A 12,979-nucleotide genomic window follows, 5' to 3' on the forward strand; every position below is an offset into this window, starting at 1 on the left:
ACTATGTCTTCCCGCACCGCACTCACCCGCCGTCATCTCTTGGGCGCCACGCTCGGCGCCACCGGCCTGTTCATCGCCGGTTGCAGCGAACAGGCCGCCAGTTTCTCCGGCATCGACATCACCGGCGCTGACTACGCCACCGGCTTTTCGTTGACCGACCACAACGGCCAGGCGCGCACGCTGGCCGACTTCAAGGGCAAGGCCGTGGTGCTGTTCTTCGGCTTCACGCAGTGCCCCGACGTGTGCCCGACCACCATGACCGAACTGGCCGAGGCCAGGCGCTTGTTGGGTGCCGATGGTGAGCGGGTGCAGGGCCTGTTCGTGAGCATCGACCCCGAGCGCGACACGCCGGAGATCATGAAGCAGTACATGGCCAGTTTTGACCCCAGCTTTCTTGCGCTGTACGCCGCGCCCGATCAGCTGGCTGCGCTCGCCAAGAGCTACAAGATGTACTACAAGAAAGTCGATGGCCCCACCCCCACCAGCTACACGATGGACCACTCGGCCGGCAGCTACGTGTACGACCCGCAAGGCCGCATCCGGCTGTACCACCGTTACGGCAGCGGCGCGCCTGCCCTGGCTGCCGATCTGAAGAAGCTCTTGGCCGGTTGACAGTCCGTTCGCTCCAACAAAAACAGCGCCCAAGGGCGCTGTTTTTGTTGGAGCCCGTTGCGCTCAGTCGACCTTGGCGCCGCTGAGCTTGACCAGGCGTTCGTACTTGACGCGTTCGCGGTTCATGAACTCGCCGAACTGCTCGGGTGAGTTGGGAGCGGGCTCGGCCAGCAGCAGACCAAAGCGGGTCTTCACCTCGGGCGACTTGAGGGCGTCGGTGAAGGCGGTGTTGAGCTTGCGCACCGTCTCGGCTGGCGTGCCGGCCGGCGCCACCAGGCCCCACCAGGTGTCGATCTCGAAGCCGGGCAGGGTGGCCGCCACGGTGGGCACGTCGGGCAGCACGTTGCTGCGCTGCAGGGTGGTCACGGCCAGGGCCTTGAGGCGGCCCGAACGGATGTTGGGTGCGGCGGTGGCGAGGTTGTCAAAGTTGAAGTCGACCTGCCCCGAGAGCAGGCCGATCTGGGCCGGGTTGCCGCCGTTGTAGGGAATGTGCACCGCAAAGATGCCGGCCTGGTTCTTGAACAGCTCACCCGCCAAGTGGCCCGCGCTGCCGTTGCCGCCCGAGCCGTAGTTGAGCTTGCCCGGGTTGGCCTTGCCGTAGGCGATGAGGTCGGCCAGGCTGTTGATGTTCAGGCGCGTGGCGGCTTCGGCGTTCATCACCAGCACGTTGGGCACACGCAGCATCTGGGTGATGGGCGCGAAGTCCTTCGCCGGGTCGTAGGGCAGTTTGCTGAACAGCCAGGGGTTGATGCCGTGCGACGCCGTGGTGGCAATGCCCAGCGTGAGGCCATCGGGCGCCGCCTTGGCCGCTGCGCTCACACCGATATTGCCGCCCGCGCCGGCCCGGTTGTCCACGATCACCGTGCCCAGCGATCCCTTGACCGCTTCGGCCAGCACGCGCGCTGTCACATCGATCGGGCCACCCGCTGCGAAGGGCACGATGATGCGCGTGGTGGGCGTCTGCGCCAGCGCAAAGCCAGGCAGGGCCAGGGTGGCCGAGGCCAGCGCTGCGTGGGTGATCAGATGGCGGCGGTTCAGCATGAGAGGTCTCCTGTCGTTGTTGAGAAAGCTCAGGCCACTTTGTCCGCAGCGCTGGTGAAGGAATCGGCGAAGAAAGCTTCTTCCGGCAAACCGGCTTTGCCCACGTAGTCGCGCTTGGCCGACTCGATCACGATGGGCGCGCCGCAGGCATAGACCTCATGACCCGAGAGGTCGGGCAGGTCCTGCAAAACCGCTTCGTGCACCAAGCCGGTGCGGCCGGTCCATTCGTCGTCGGGCAGGGCATTGGACACCACCGGCACATAACGCAGGTTCGGCATTTCGGCCAACCGCGCTTCGATCCAGGCGCTCTGGTACAGGTCGGCCGGACGCCGGCCACCCCAGTACAGCGTGGCTTCGCGCGTGATGCCCTTGAACTGCATGTGCTCGATGACCGCCTTGATGGGTGCGAAGCCCGTGCCCGAGGCCAGCAGCACCATGGGCTTGTCGCTGTCTTCGCGCAGGAAAAAGCTGCCGTACGGCCCTTCGATGCGCAGGATGTCTTTCTCTTTCATGGGGCCGAACACGTGGTCGGTGAACTTGCCACCCGGCATGTGGCGCACATGCAGTTCGAGCGAAGGCGCAGCGGTTTGTGTGTGGGGCGCGTTGGCCATCGAATAGCTGCGACGGTCGCCGTCGCGCAGCAGAAATTCCACGTACTGGCCCGCGTGGTACTGGAAGGTGTCGCTCGCGGGCAGCTGCAGGCGCAGCACCATCACATCGTGCGAGGCGCGCTCCAGGGCGCTCACGCGCACCGGCATCTTCTTGATCGGGAAAGCCCCCGCCTCGGTGACCTGGCGCGATTCGATCACCACGTCGCTGTGCGCCACGCCGCAGCACGTCAACACATAACCAGCCGCCTCCTCGTCGGCGCTCAGGGCCTTGGGCTGGTGCGGGCCGTGCACCACCGTGCCGGAGATCAGCTTGCATTTGCAGGAGCCGCAAGCCCCGTCCTTGCAGCCGTACGGCAGACCAATGCCTTGCCGGATGCCGGCGGCCAGCATGGCCTCGTCGGGCTCGGCGGTGAAGAGGCGCCCACTGGGCTCGACGGTGATGGTGAATGTCATACTGGCACTGGATGAGTGGAGAGGCCCGACAGCACCGATGGCGCCTGTGCGGCAACCGGTCATTGTCTCAAATTCGGAACTTGCATGAGCCTGCTTGGCGCTTTGCCCGCACGCTTCCGGCGTGAACGGGTGTTGATCATTGGTTGTGGGGATGTGGGCCAGCGCGCTGCGGGTGTGCTGGGGGGATCGTCGCGCGTGCGCCTGATGGCGCTCACGTCCAGCCCCTCGCGCCAGCCCGCCCTGCGTGCACAGGGCATCACGCCCTTGTTGGGCAACCTCGACGACCCCCACAGCCTGCGCCGCCTGGCCGGCCTGGCCACGCGTGTGCTGCACCTCGCACCACCGCCATCAGGTGAACTGGCCGACTGGCGTCTCGACCCACGCACGCGCGCGCTCACCCGCGCGCTGGTCCAGCGCTCGTTGCCCTCTGCGCTGGTCTACGGCTCCACCTCGGGCGTGTACGGCGACTGCCAGGGCCGCTGGGTGGACGAGGCCACGCCGGCACGGCCGCTCACGCCGCGCGCCTGGCGGCGGGTGGACGCCGAAGCCGCCGTGCACTGGCTGGGTCGCGCCACCGGTGTGCGCACCACCGTGCTGCGCATCCCCGGCATCTACGCGCCCGACCGCGACGGTGGCACGCCGCGCGAACGCCTGTTGCGTGGCACGCCGGTCTTGCGTACCCAGGACGACGTGTACACCAACCACATCCACGCCGACGATCTCGCGCGCGCTTGCGTGCTGGCCTTGTGGCGCGGACGGCCGCAGCGCAACGTGAACGTGGTGGACGACAGCGAGCTGAAGATGGGCGATTATTTCGACCTCGCGGCCGACCTGTACGGCTTGCCGCGCCCACCGCGCGTGGCGCGCGACGCGGCTGGTGATCAACTGCCCTTGATGCTGCTGAGTTTCATGAGCGAATCGCGCCGCTTGCACAACCGCCGCATGCAGCATGAGCTGGGTCTGCGACTGCGCTATCCCACCGTGGCCGAGGGCCTGAAGGGCTGAGCAGTTGCGTCAGGCTGCGGGCGCCATGGTGGTGAGCAGGTAACCTGTGTAGCCGGCGTACGCCGCCAGCAGCGCCAGGGCCTCCAGCCGGTTGATGCGGCCCTGCCGCTTGCGAAAACCCCACCCCATCAAGAAGAGCACGACCGTCAAGCCCAGCATCACGGGGTAGTCGCGTGTCAACACCTCGGCATCCACCTTCATGGGCGCAATGACGCCCGCAATGCCCACCACCGCCAACGAGTTGAACAGGTTGGAGCCCAACACGTTGCCCAGGGCGATGTCGTGCTCACCCTTGCGAGCGGCAGCCACACACGAAGCCAGTTCCGGCAGCGAGGTGCCCACCGCCACCACGGTCAGGCCGATGACCAGGTCGCTCACACCCAGCGACTGCGCAATCTGCACCGCGCCCCACACCAGCAACTGGGAACTGCCCACCAGCACCACCAGGCCCACGCCCACCCACATCAGCGAACGCGACAGCGGCATGGCGTGGGCTTGCAGTTCGGCGGCGGTTTCGGTGGCCAGCGCGTCGCTGCCCCCGCGCATGCCCTCAAAGATCGACCACCCCACCAGCACCGCGAACACACCCAGCAGCACCCAGGCGTCGGCCCGGCTGAGCCCGCCGTCCCACACCAGGTAACCGGCCAGCAGCGTCACGGCGGTCAGGATGGGCAGTTCCTTGCGCAGGATCATCGACTGCACCAGGATGGGAGCGACCAGCGCCGTCACGCCCAGGATGAGCGCGATGTTGACGATGTTCGAGCCCCAGGCGTTGCCCAGCGCCAGGCCCGGGTTGCCTTGTGAAGCCGCCAGCGTGGAGACCACCATCTCGGGGGCCGAGGTGCCGAAGCCCACGATCACCATGCCCACCAGCAGCGGCGGCACGCTGAAGTGGCCTGCGGTGGTGGACGCGCCTGCCACAAAACGGTCGGCACTCCAGACCAGCAGGATCAGGCCGGCGAGAACAGCGAGGATGGGCATCAGCATGGCGGGTGTCACTCCGAGGGGGGTCAAACAAGCGTGCCCGCATTGTCCATGTGCAGCCGATCCGCCAGGGAGCGAGCGGCCACAAAAAAGCCGCACAGCGAATGCTGTGCGGCTTTACATGTGGTGCCCGGGGCCGGAATCGAACCGGCACGCCTTGCGGCGGGGGATTTTGAGTCCCCTGCGTCTACCAATTTCACCACCCGGGCGTCCTGAAAGGGGTTGCAAATTATGGCACAGTGCAATCGATGAACTACCCCACCATTGAAGACGCGATTGGCAACACCCCGCTGGTGGCACTGCAGCGCATCGGTGCCGCGGGCAACGCGCAACGAGGCAATGTGGTGCTCGGCAAGCTTGAAGGCAACAACCCGGCCGGTTCCGTGAAAGACCGGCCCGCCGTTTCGATGATCCGGCGCGCGGAAGAGCGTGGGGAGATCAAGCCCGGCGACACCCTCATCGAAGCCACGTCGGGGAACACCGGCATCGCACTGGCCATGGCCGCGGCCATCAAGGGCTACCGCATGGTGCTGATCATGCCGGAGGACCTCTCGATTGAACGCGCGCAGACCATGAAGGCGTTTGGTGCCGAGCTCATCCTCACCTCCAAGAGCGGCGGCATGGAGTCGGCCCGCGATCTGGCCGACAAGATGCAGGCCGAAGGCAAGGGCCGCGTGCTCGACCAGTTTGCCAACGCCGACAACCCGCGCGTGCATTACGAGACCACCGGGCCCGAAATCTGGCAGCAGACGGCGGGTCGCATCACGCACTTTGTGAGCGCCATGGGCACCACCGGCACCATCACCGGCGTTTCGCGCTTTCTGAAGGAAAAAGACCCGGCCATCCGCATCATCGGCGCCCAGCCCAGCGAAGGCTCGCGCATTCCCGGCATCCGCAAGTGGCCCACCGAATACCTGCCCAAGATTTACGACCCGAGCACGGTCGACGAACTGGTCTACGTGAGCCAGTCCGATGCCGAGGCCATGTGCCGGCAGTTGGCGCGTGAAGAAGGCATTTTTGCGGGCATCTCGGCGGCCGGCGCCTGCTGGGTGGCGCAGCAGATCGCGGCCCGGGTGGAAAACGCCACCGTCGTGTTCATCGTTTGCGATCGGGGTGACCGTTACCTCTCCACCGGCGTGTTCCCCGCGTGACGCACGCCATGGCCCCCAGCGCGTTCCGCTACTGCCCCCAGTGCGCCACGGCGCTGGCGCTCATCACGCAGGCCGAGGACGGCGGCGACAAACAGCGCCTGCGCTGCGCGGCCTGCGGCTTCACCCACTGGAACAACCCCACGCCGGTGCTGGCCGCCATCGTGGAGGTGGACGGTCGCGTCCTGCTGGCGCGCAACGCGGCCTGGTCGGGCCGCATGTTCGGCCTCATCACCGGCTTCATGGAAGCGGGGGAGTCGCCCGAAGAGGGCATCCGTCGCGAAATAGCCGAAGAAACCTCGCTGGACGTGACGGAACTCACGTTGGTGGGGGTCCATGATTTCCAGCGCATGAATCAGGTGATCGTGACCTACCACGCGGTCGCGCACGGCGAGGTGAAGCTCTCGCCCGAGCTGGTCGAATACAAGCTCATGGATCCTGCCCACATCCGCTGCTGGCGCGCCGGCACTGGCTTTGCGCTGGCCGACTGGTTGCGCAGCCAAGGCTTGGAGCCCGTGTTCATGGAAGACGTTCAGCGGCCTGCAGACCCCGTTTCCTGAAGCAACCGCGCATTGCGTCACGGTACGGGGGCCAGGGTGTGCGGCTTAGAATGCGCTGATTCCAAGGAAAGTCCCATGCACGCCGACAAAGAACTCGATGCCCGCGGTTTGAACTGCCCGCTGCCCATCCTGAAAGCCAAAAAAGCGCTGGCCGACATGCACAGCGGCCAGACCCTCAAAGTGATTTCCACCGACGCGGGTTCGGTGCGCGACTTCCAGGCCTTCGCCAAACAAACCGGGAACCTGCTGGTCGAACAGCAGACGGTGGGCGACGACCACATCACGCTGCTCAAACGCCGCTGAAGCCGGCTCCAGGGCGTTCGATCATGGAAGTCCTTCTCGTTGATCCGCTCGTGCCCGAGGCCCTGTCCTGGTTGCAGGAGCGGCATGAGGTCACCTACCGCCCGGAGCTCGGGGACGACCCGGTCGAGTTGCGCAAGGCCACCTACAAGACACGCGCCATCGTGCTGCCGCCCCACGTGGTGGTCTCGGAGGAGTTTCTCAATTTTTCGCCCAAGCTCGAGATCGTGGCGCGCATGCAGATCTCCAGCGACAACACCGATCTGGACGCCTGCGCCCGGCGCCATGTGCGCGTATTGCAGGCGCGCAGTGCCACGGTGCGCTCGAACGCCGAGTACCTCCTGTACGGCCTGCTGATGCTCTACCGCCGCGGGATGATCAGCGCGCTGCTGGGCCGCAAGATCGCGCAGGTGCGCATGGGCCGTGAGCTCTCGGGCAGCACCGTGGGTCTGCTGGGCCTGGCGCCGGTGGCGCACACGCTTGCGCCCATGCTCAAGAGCCTGGGTGTGCGGCTGCTGGGTTACGACCCGGCGGTGCACCACGCCGCAGCCATCTGGAACAAGCTGGGCGTGGAGCCCGTGACGCTGCAGGACATGCTCTCGCGCTCGGACGCGATCTCGCTGCAAATGGTTTACGCCTCGCGTTTTCGCGGTTGGATCAACGAGCGCCTGCTCAACCACTGCAAACCCGGCCAGTTGTGGGTGGGGGTGAGCCGCAGCACCTTGTTCGATCCCGACGCGCTGGCGTTGGCGCTGTGCGACGGGCGCATCGACGCCTGTTTGATGGACGGTGCCAACCCGCAGTTTGCCGCCGAGGGCACGCCCCTGCACGGCATTCCCAACCTGCACCTCACGCCGCGGCTGGGTTCACACACGCGCGAAGCCAAGCTGCGCGCAAGCTGGTACGTGGCGCACCGAATCCATGAAACCCTGTCGCCCCACGCGGTGGGGCACGATGGCAGCGCGAGCGACTTCACCGTGCTCGACAGCCTCGAATACCACGAGCCCGAAGACCCGCAGGCGGTCACGCCGTCGCAGTGGGGCTCGATCGCTTTGCATCGCGGGTAACCCCCCGCCGCGCAGGACAGGAACACCCCCCCCGCCGCGCTGCGCGCGACCCCCCTTGAAAGGGGGGCAATGCCTGCGGTCTGGCAAAGCCAGTCCCGCGGCATTCTTGGTGAAGGCATCTCTCCCCGGGTAGAGGGTTGGCGGGATTTCTCCCCCCCCTCTTACGTTCTCAGGCGCCGAGGCGCGCCAGCTGCTCGCGCATCTTCTCCAGCGTCGCCGTGAAGTCGGCCACGCGTTTTCTTTCCTGATCGATCACCGCAGGCGGCGCCTTGGCCACGAAGGCTTCGTTGGACAGCTTGGCGGTGGCCTTGGTGATCTCGCCTTCGAGGCGCGTGGCTTCCTTGCCCAGACGCAGCTTCTCGGCGGCCAGGTCGATTTCCATGAACAGGCACAGGCGGGCTTCACCAACCACGGCCACGGGAGCGGCTTGCGCGGCTGCGGCCCACGCGGCTTCGTCGGTGAACACCTTCACTTCGTTCAACTTGGCCAGGCCCTGCAGCACCGGGCCCATGGCCTGCATGTACGCGGTGTCGCCCAGCACATACAGCGGCAGGCGCGTGGCGGGCGACACGTTCATCTCGCCGCGCAGGTTGCGGCAGGCGTCCACCAGCGCCTTGAGCTTGGTGACGTGGGCAATCGACGCTTCGTCGATCTTGTTCAACTGGGCTTGCGGGTAACGCGCGATGCTGACCGACTCACCCGGCAGGCCGGCCACGGGTGCGACCTTCTGCCACAGCTCTTCGGTGATGAAGGGGATCACCGGGTGCGCCAGGCGCAGGATGGCCTCCAGTGTGCGGATCAGCGTGCGGCGCGTGGCGCGCTGCTGTGATGCATCGCCGGTCTGGATCTGCACCTTGGCGATCTCCAGGTACCAGTCGCAGAACTCGTTCCAGACGAAGTCGTAGATGGTGTTCGCCACGTTGTCCAGCCGGTACTCGGCGAAGCCCTTGGCCACCTCGGCCTCGGTCTTCTGCAGCAGCGAGCTGATCCAGCGGTCGGCCTGGCTGAAGCTGAGGTAACCGTGGAAGGGCTGGCCCACCGCGCACTCGGCCTTGGTGTGGTCTTCCAGGCCGCAATCCTGGCCTTCGCAGTTCATGAGCGTGAAGCGCGTGGCGTTCCAGAGTTTGTTGCAGAAGTTGCGGTAGCCCTCGCAGCGTTTGCTGTCGAAGTTGATGCTGCGGCCCAGCGAGGCCAGCGCGGCGAAGGTGAAGCGCAGCGCGTCCGCGCCGTAGGCTGGAATGCCGTCGGGGAATTCCTTTTCGGTCTGCTTGCGCACCTTGGGCGCGGTCTCGGGCTTGCGCAGGCCGGTGGTGCGTTTCTCCAGCAAGGGCGCCAGCGAGATGCCGTCGATCAGGTCCACCGGGTCGAGCACGTTGCCTTCGCTCTTGCTCATCTTGTGGCCCTGGGCGTCGCGCACCAGTCCGTGGATGTAGACGTGTTTGAACGGCACACGGCCGGTGAAGTGCGTCGTCATCATGATCATCCTGGCCACCCAGAAGAAGATGATGTCGTAACCGGTGACAAGCACGGTGCTGGGCAGGTAGAGGTTGTAGTCCTCGGTCGCGCCTTCCTTCTGGTTCGGCCAGCCCATGGTGCTGAACGGCACCAGGGCCGACGAGTACCAGGTGTCGAGCACGTCGGGGTCGCGCACGAGCGTCTGGCCCGGGGCTTTCGCCTGTGCTTCGGCTTCGTTGCGCGCCACGATCACGTTGCCCGCTTCGTCGTACCAGGCGGGGATCTGGTGGCCCCACCAGAGCTGGCGGCTGATGCACCAGTCCTGGATGTTGTTCATCCACTGGTTGTAGGTGTTGACCCAGTTCTCGGGCACGAACTTCACTTCGCCCGACTGCACCGCCCCAATGGCCTTGTCGGCGATCGACGTGCCGCTGGTGTTCTTCTCGTTGCCTTTGGACTGCATGGCCACGAACCACTGGTCGGTGAGCATGGGTTCGATCACCTGGCCGGTGCGCGCGCAGCGCGGCACCATGAGCTTGTGCTTCTTGGTCTCCACCAGCAGGCCGGCGGCTTCCAGATCGGCCACCACGGCCTTGCGCGCCACGAAGCGGTCCAGGCCCTGGTACCTGGCAGGCGCGTTCTCGTTGATGGTGGCTTGCAGTGTGAGCACGCCGATGATGGGCAGGCTGTGGCGCTGGCCCACGGCGTAGTCGTTGGTGTCGTGCGCGGGCGTGACCTTGACCACGCCGGTACCGAACGCGCGGTCCACGTAGTCGTCGGCGATCACCGGGATGTCGCGGTCGCACAGCGGCAGCTTCACGGTCTTGCCGATCAGGTGCGTGTAGCGCTCGTCTTCGGGGTGCACCATCACCGCCACGTCGCCCAGCAGGGTCTCGGGCCGGGTGGTGGCCACGGTGAGCGAGCCCGAGCCGTCGCTCAGCGGGTAGGCGATGTGCCAGAGGAAGCCGTCTTCCTCTTCGCTCTCCACCTCCAGGTCGGACACGGCCGACATCAGCACCGGGTCCCAGTTCACCAGGCGCTTGCCACGGTAGATCAGACCCTGTTCGTAGAGCTGTACAAAGGTTTCGGTGACCACGGTCGAGAGCTTCGGGTCCATGGTGAAGTACTCGCGGCTCCAGTCCACGCTGTCGCCCATGCGGCGCATCTGCGTGGTGATGGTGTTGCCGCTTTCTTCCTTCCACTCCCAGACCTTGGCCACGAAGTTCTTGCGCGCTTCGGCGGGCGTGGGGCCCATGTCGTGGCGGCTGATGCCCTGGGCTTGCAGTTGGCGCTCCACCACGATCTGCGTGGCGATACCGGCGTGGTCGGTGCCCGGCACCCAGACCGTGTTGGAGCCGGACATGCGGTGGTAGCGCGTGAGCGAGTCCATGATGGTCTGGTTGAACGCGTGGCCCATGTGCAGGGTGCCGGTCACGTTGGGCGGTGGCAGCTGGATCGCGAACGACGGCGCATCCGCCTGGGGCTCGCCCGTGCCGCGAAAGCCCGCCACGCCGTAGCCGCGCTGTTCCCATTCGGGGCCCCAGCGGGCTTCGAGGGGAGCGGGTTCGAACGATTTGGCCAGGGATTGCAGGCCGGGTTGGTTCAGGGTATCGGTCATGGGGCGAGCCAAAAATGGAAACGGCATCCCGCAGGATGCCGTCAGGGGAAATGGGATTGCCCGCCGATTTTATTCGACAGCTCCCTCAGACCGGGGTGGTCGGTAGTTCCCGTGCGGCGGCCACGCACGCCTGGAGCACGGCGCTGTCCCCGATCTGGTTGGCCAGCAGCAGGATCAGGCGCGCGTTGAGCAGTTCCGATTCATCGCGGCTGAGGTCCGCGTGGGCGTCGAGCAGTTGTTCGTAGAACGCATCTGCGTCCTGCAAGTGGGGGTTGGTGTTCATGCTGGTTCTCCGCGCAGGCCCAGCGAGCGCTCGATGGCGCGCACCAGCTGGGTGTTGATGGTCTCTCCGGTGGCGGCCAGGTAGCCGTCGGGGCGCACCAGGGCCCAGGCGTGGCCAAACACATGGCAAGCGCCCTTCAAATGGCCCTGGGGGTCGCGCACATGTTCCAACGCCTGCGCAGCGCCGCTCGCGCCGAGCACCTGCACGCTGCGCACTGGCGAGTCCAGGCACAGGCGACGCAGCCGTTGCAGGGCTGCGGCAGGCAGGTCGCCGAACACCAGCACCAGCAGGTCGCCATGAGCCCAGTTGAGCAGGTCGTTCACGTCCCCTCGGGTCCCGTCGGCCCATTCAAATCCGACGTTCTGCACCGACTGGCCCGCAGCGCTGGCGGGCGCGTAGGTGCAGGCGCGCGAGCGGGCGTAGGGGTTGGCCACGGCCATGCGGCCGGTGTTGATGAGGGCCCGCGCGAACGGGTGTTGTTTGGCCAAGCCGATGGCGGCCTGGCGGAACAGGCGTTCGGTGCCGTCGGTCGGGCGCAGGAAACGCGCGGTGCGGTTGGTCACGCAGACGTTTTGCTGTGCGGCGTCGAGGCGTTCGTCGTTGTAGCTGTCCAGCAGCGCGCTGTCGGCTTTGCCGCTGAGCACGGCGGCCAACTTCCAGGCCAGGTTGTCGGCATCGGCCACGCCGGTGTTGCCACCGCGCGCGCCAAACGGGCTGACCACCTTGGCCGAGTCACCCATGAGGTACACCCGGCCGTGGCGCATGGCATGCACACACTCGCTGCGGTACGCGTACGGTCCGACCCAGACGATCTCCACTTCAACGTCGGGCCCGAACTGACGCGCCAGGCGTTCGCGCACCACGTCTTCGCGGCTCACGTATTCGGGGTCGGCGTTGGGCGCCATCTGGTAGTCGATGCGCCAGACGTCGTCGGCCATGAGGTGCTGCCAGACCGCGCGGTTTTCGTTGAAGGGCGCTTCGATCCAGGTGTGGCGCTCTTGTGGCGGGTGGGTGGTGAAGCGCACGTCGGCGATGCACCAGCGGTCGTCGCCGCGTTTGCTGTCGAACGGCACGTTGAGCCATTTGCGCAGCGGGCTGTGTGAGCCGGTGGCGTCGATCACGTGCTCGGCTTCCAGCCGGTAGGTGCCCGCGGGCGTTTCGACGGTGAGGGTGGCGAAGTCGGCGTTTTGCTCGAACCCGGTCAGGCGGTTCTGCCAGCGCAGTTCGACCACGCCGAGTTCCTGCGTGCGCTCGACCAGGAAACCTTCAATGTAGAACTGCTGGATGTTGATGAAAGGTGGCTGGCTGGAGAGATGGAAGTTGCCCTGCTGGCGCAAATCAAAGCTGTACACCTCGTCGTCGCCCGCGAAGGTGCGGCCCACGCTCCACTGCACGCCCTTGGCCGCGATGCGTTCAAAAATGCCCAACCGCTCGAAGATCTCCAGCGATTTCTGCGTGTAGCAGATGCCGCGCGATGAGGCACCCTTCACGCCGACGGTGTTGTCCTCGTCGATCAACACCGCCCGCACGCCCAGGCGGGCCAGCGAGCAGGCCAGGGTGAGACCGGTGATGCCACCTCCCACGATGACCACGGAGTGGCGCACCGGGGTGGTGGCGTGCAGTTCGGGCGGTTCGACAAACGGGTACTCGGGCAGTTCGTAGCCCCCGCCGCCGGTGAACTCATAGTTGTTGGTGAGTGCCGCTTCGCGGTACGTGGTGATCGACATGCATCGCTCCTATGGTTTGTCTTCGTCGTGTTGTGTGCGCAGACCTCGCGGGGCGCATGGGTGCGCGGCGCTCAGCTCCGCGAATGTCCCCGGCGGCTGGTGCCGCCGCCTCCTG

Annotated in this window: 12 protein-coding genes and 1 tRNA gene; 6 read left to right on the forward strand and 7 right to left on the reverse strand. The window is 66.3% G+C overall.

What is annotated here, in order from left to right:
* Positions 1-3 precede the first annotated feature (3 nt).
* On the forward strand, positions 4-612 hold the full coding sequence (locus BSY239_RS02440) for an SCO family protein (RefSeq protein WP_069045433.1): 609 nt from the start codon (positions 4-6) through the stop codon (positions 610-612).
* Between the two features lie 63 nt (positions 613-675).
* Here the strand turns inward: BSY239_RS02440 and BSY239_RS02445 are convergent, their stop codons facing one another.
* On the reverse strand, positions 676-1,653 hold the full coding sequence (locus BSY239_RS02445) for a Bug family tripartite tricarboxylate transporter substrate binding protein (RefSeq protein ID WP_083239768.1): 978 nt from the start codon (positions 1,651-1,653) through the stop codon (positions 676-678).
* 29 nt (positions 1,654-1,682) lie between these two features.
* Positions 1,683-2,717 (reverse strand): CDP-6-deoxy-delta-3,4-glucoseen reductase, encoded by a 1,035-nt coding sequence (locus BSY239_RS02450; protein WP_069045434.1) that lies wholly within the window; start codon positions 2,715-2,717, stop codon positions 1,683-1,685.
* Between the two features lie 84 nt (positions 2,718-2,801).
* Here BSY239_RS02450 and BSY239_RS02455 point away from each other — a divergent pair, with 84 nt between their 5' ends.
* Positions 2,802-3,722 carry an SDR family oxidoreductase gene (locus BSY239_RS02455; RefSeq protein ID WP_069045435.1) on the forward strand — a complete coding sequence of 307 codons (921 nt, stop codon included), beginning with the start codon at positions 2,802-2,804 and terminating at the stop codon, positions 3,720-3,722.
* Between the two features lie 9 nt (positions 3,723-3,731).
* On the opposite strand, the gene BSY239_RS02460 is transcribed toward BSY239_RS02455, so the two are convergent.
* Both BSY239_RS02460 and BSY239_RS02465 read right to left on the reverse strand, forming a co-directional pair.
* Complete coding sequence (locus BSY239_RS02460; RefSeq protein ID WP_069045436.1) at positions 3,732-4,709, reverse strand: calcium/sodium antiporter; 978 nt, start codon at positions 4,707-4,709, stop codon at positions 3,732-3,734.
* A gap of 121 nt (positions 4,710-4,830) precedes the next feature.
* A tRNA-Leu gene (locus tag BSY239_RS02465) sits at positions 4,831-4,915 on the reverse strand.
* 39 nt (positions 4,916-4,954) lie between these two features.
* Here BSY239_RS02465 and cysM point away from each other — a divergent pair.
* The 4 genes from cysM (at position 4,955) to BSY239_RS02485 (ending at position 7,781) form a co-directional block, all read left to right on the forward strand.
* Complete coding sequence (gene cysM, locus BSY239_RS02470) at positions 4,955-5,857, forward strand: cysteine synthase CysM (RefSeq protein WP_069045437.1); 903 nt, start codon at positions 4,955-4,957, stop codon at positions 5,855-5,857.
* Positions 5,858-5,865: 8 nt separating this feature from the next.
* On the forward strand, positions 5,866-6,414 hold the full coding sequence (locus tag BSY239_RS02475) for an NUDIX domain-containing protein (RefSeq protein WP_069048730.1): 549 nt from the start codon (positions 5,866-5,868) through the stop codon (positions 6,412-6,414).
* 75 nt (positions 6,415-6,489) lie between these two features.
* Positions 6,490-6,717 (forward strand): sulfurtransferase TusA family protein, encoded by a 228-nt coding sequence (locus BSY239_RS02480; protein ID WP_069045438.1) that lies wholly within the window; start codon positions 6,490-6,492, stop codon positions 6,715-6,717.
* Positions 6,718-6,740: 23 nt separating this feature from the next.
* Positions 6,741-7,781 carry an NAD(P)-dependent oxidoreductase gene (locus tag BSY239_RS02485; RefSeq protein WP_069045439.1) on the forward strand — a complete coding sequence of 347 codons (1,041 nt, stop codon included), beginning with the start codon at positions 6,741-6,743 and terminating at the stop codon, positions 7,779-7,781.
* A gap of 169 nt (positions 7,782-7,950) precedes the next feature.
* Here BSY239_RS02485 and BSY239_RS02490 read toward each other — a convergent pair whose 3' ends face one another.
* The 3 genes from BSY239_RS02490 to BSY239_RS02500 all read right to left on the reverse strand — a co-directional run bounded on the left by BSY239_RS02490 (position 7,951) and on the right by BSY239_RS02500 (position 12,864).
* Positions 7,951-10,854, reverse strand: coding sequence for a valine--tRNA ligase (locus BSY239_RS02490; protein ID WP_069045440.1), 2,904 nt, complete (start codon positions 10,852-10,854; stop codon positions 7,951-7,953).
* An 85-nt stretch (positions 10,855-10,939) separates the two neighbouring features.
* Complete coding sequence (locus tag BSY239_RS02495) at positions 10,940-11,137, reverse strand: DUF2783 domain-containing protein (RefSeq protein WP_069045441.1); 198 nt, start codon at positions 11,135-11,137, stop codon at positions 10,940-10,942.
* The gene (locus BSY239_RS02500; RefSeq protein ID WP_069045442.1) at positions 11,134-12,864 is read right to left on the reverse strand and encodes an FAD-dependent oxidoreductase; all 1,731 of its coding nucleotides are present in this window, start codon (positions 12,862-12,864) and stop codon (positions 11,134-11,136) included. The genes BSY239_RS02495 and BSY239_RS02500 overlap by 4 nt, the downstream gene beginning before the upstream one ends.
* Positions 12,865-12,979 lie beyond the last annotated feature (115 nt).

Source organism: Hydrogenophaga sp. RAC07 (assembly GCF_001713375.1).
In the GTDB taxonomy this organism is placed as follows: domain Bacteria; phylum Pseudomonadota; class Gammaproteobacteria; order Burkholderiales; family Burkholderiaceae_C; genus Hydrogenophaga.

What these genes read in the sequence shown, in the direction of transcription:
- BSY239_RS02460 (WP_069045436.1), bottom strand. Translation starts at nt 4,709, where the DNA reads ATGCTGATGCCCATCCTCGCTGTTCTCGCCGGCCTGATCCTGCTGGTC.
- cysM (WP_069045437.1), top strand. Translation starts at nt 4,955, where the DNA reads ATGAACTACCCCACCATTGAAGACGCGATTGGCAACACCCCGCTGGTG.
- BSY239_RS02495 (WP_069045441.1), bottom strand. Translation starts at nt 11,137, where the DNA reads ATGAACACCAACCCCCACTTGCAGGACGCAGATGCGTTCTACGAACAA.
- BSY239_RS02450 (WP_069045434.1), bottom strand. Translation starts at nt 2,717, where the DNA reads ATGACATTCACCATCACCGTCGAGCCCAGTGGGCGCCTCTTCACCGCC.
- BSY239_RS02490 (WP_069045440.1), bottom strand. Translation starts at nt 10,854, where the DNA reads ATGACCGATACCCTGAACCAACCCGGCCTGCAATCCCTGGCCAAATCG.
- BSY239_RS02455 (WP_069045435.1), top strand. Translation starts at nt 2,802, where the DNA reads ATGAGCCTGCTTGGCGCTTTGCCCGCACGCTTCCGGCGTGAACGGGTG.
- BSY239_RS02480 (WP_069045438.1), top strand. Translation starts at nt 6,490, where the DNA reads ATGCACGCCGACAAAGAACTCGATGCCCGCGGTTTGAACTGCCCGCTG.
- BSY239_RS02440 (WP_069045433.1), top strand. Translation starts at nt 4, where the DNA reads ATGTCTTCCCGCACCGCACTCACCCGCCGTCATCTCTTGGGCGCCACG.
- BSY239_RS02485 (WP_069045439.1), top strand. Translation starts at nt 6,741, where the DNA reads ATGGAAGTCCTTCTCGTTGATCCGCTCGTGCCCGAGGCCCTGTCCTGG.
- BSY239_RS02445 (WP_083239768.1), bottom strand. Translation starts at nt 1,653, where the DNA reads ATGCTGAACCGCCGCCATCTGATCACCCACGCAGCGCTGGCCTCGGCC.
- BSY239_RS02500 (WP_069045442.1), bottom strand. Translation starts at nt 12,864, where the DNA reads ATGTCGATCACCACGTACCGCGAAGCGGCACTCACCAACAACTATGAG.
- BSY239_RS02475 (WP_069048730.1), top strand. Translation starts at nt 5,866, where the DNA reads ATGGCCCCCAGCGCGTTCCGCTACTGCCCCCAGTGCGCCACGGCGCTG.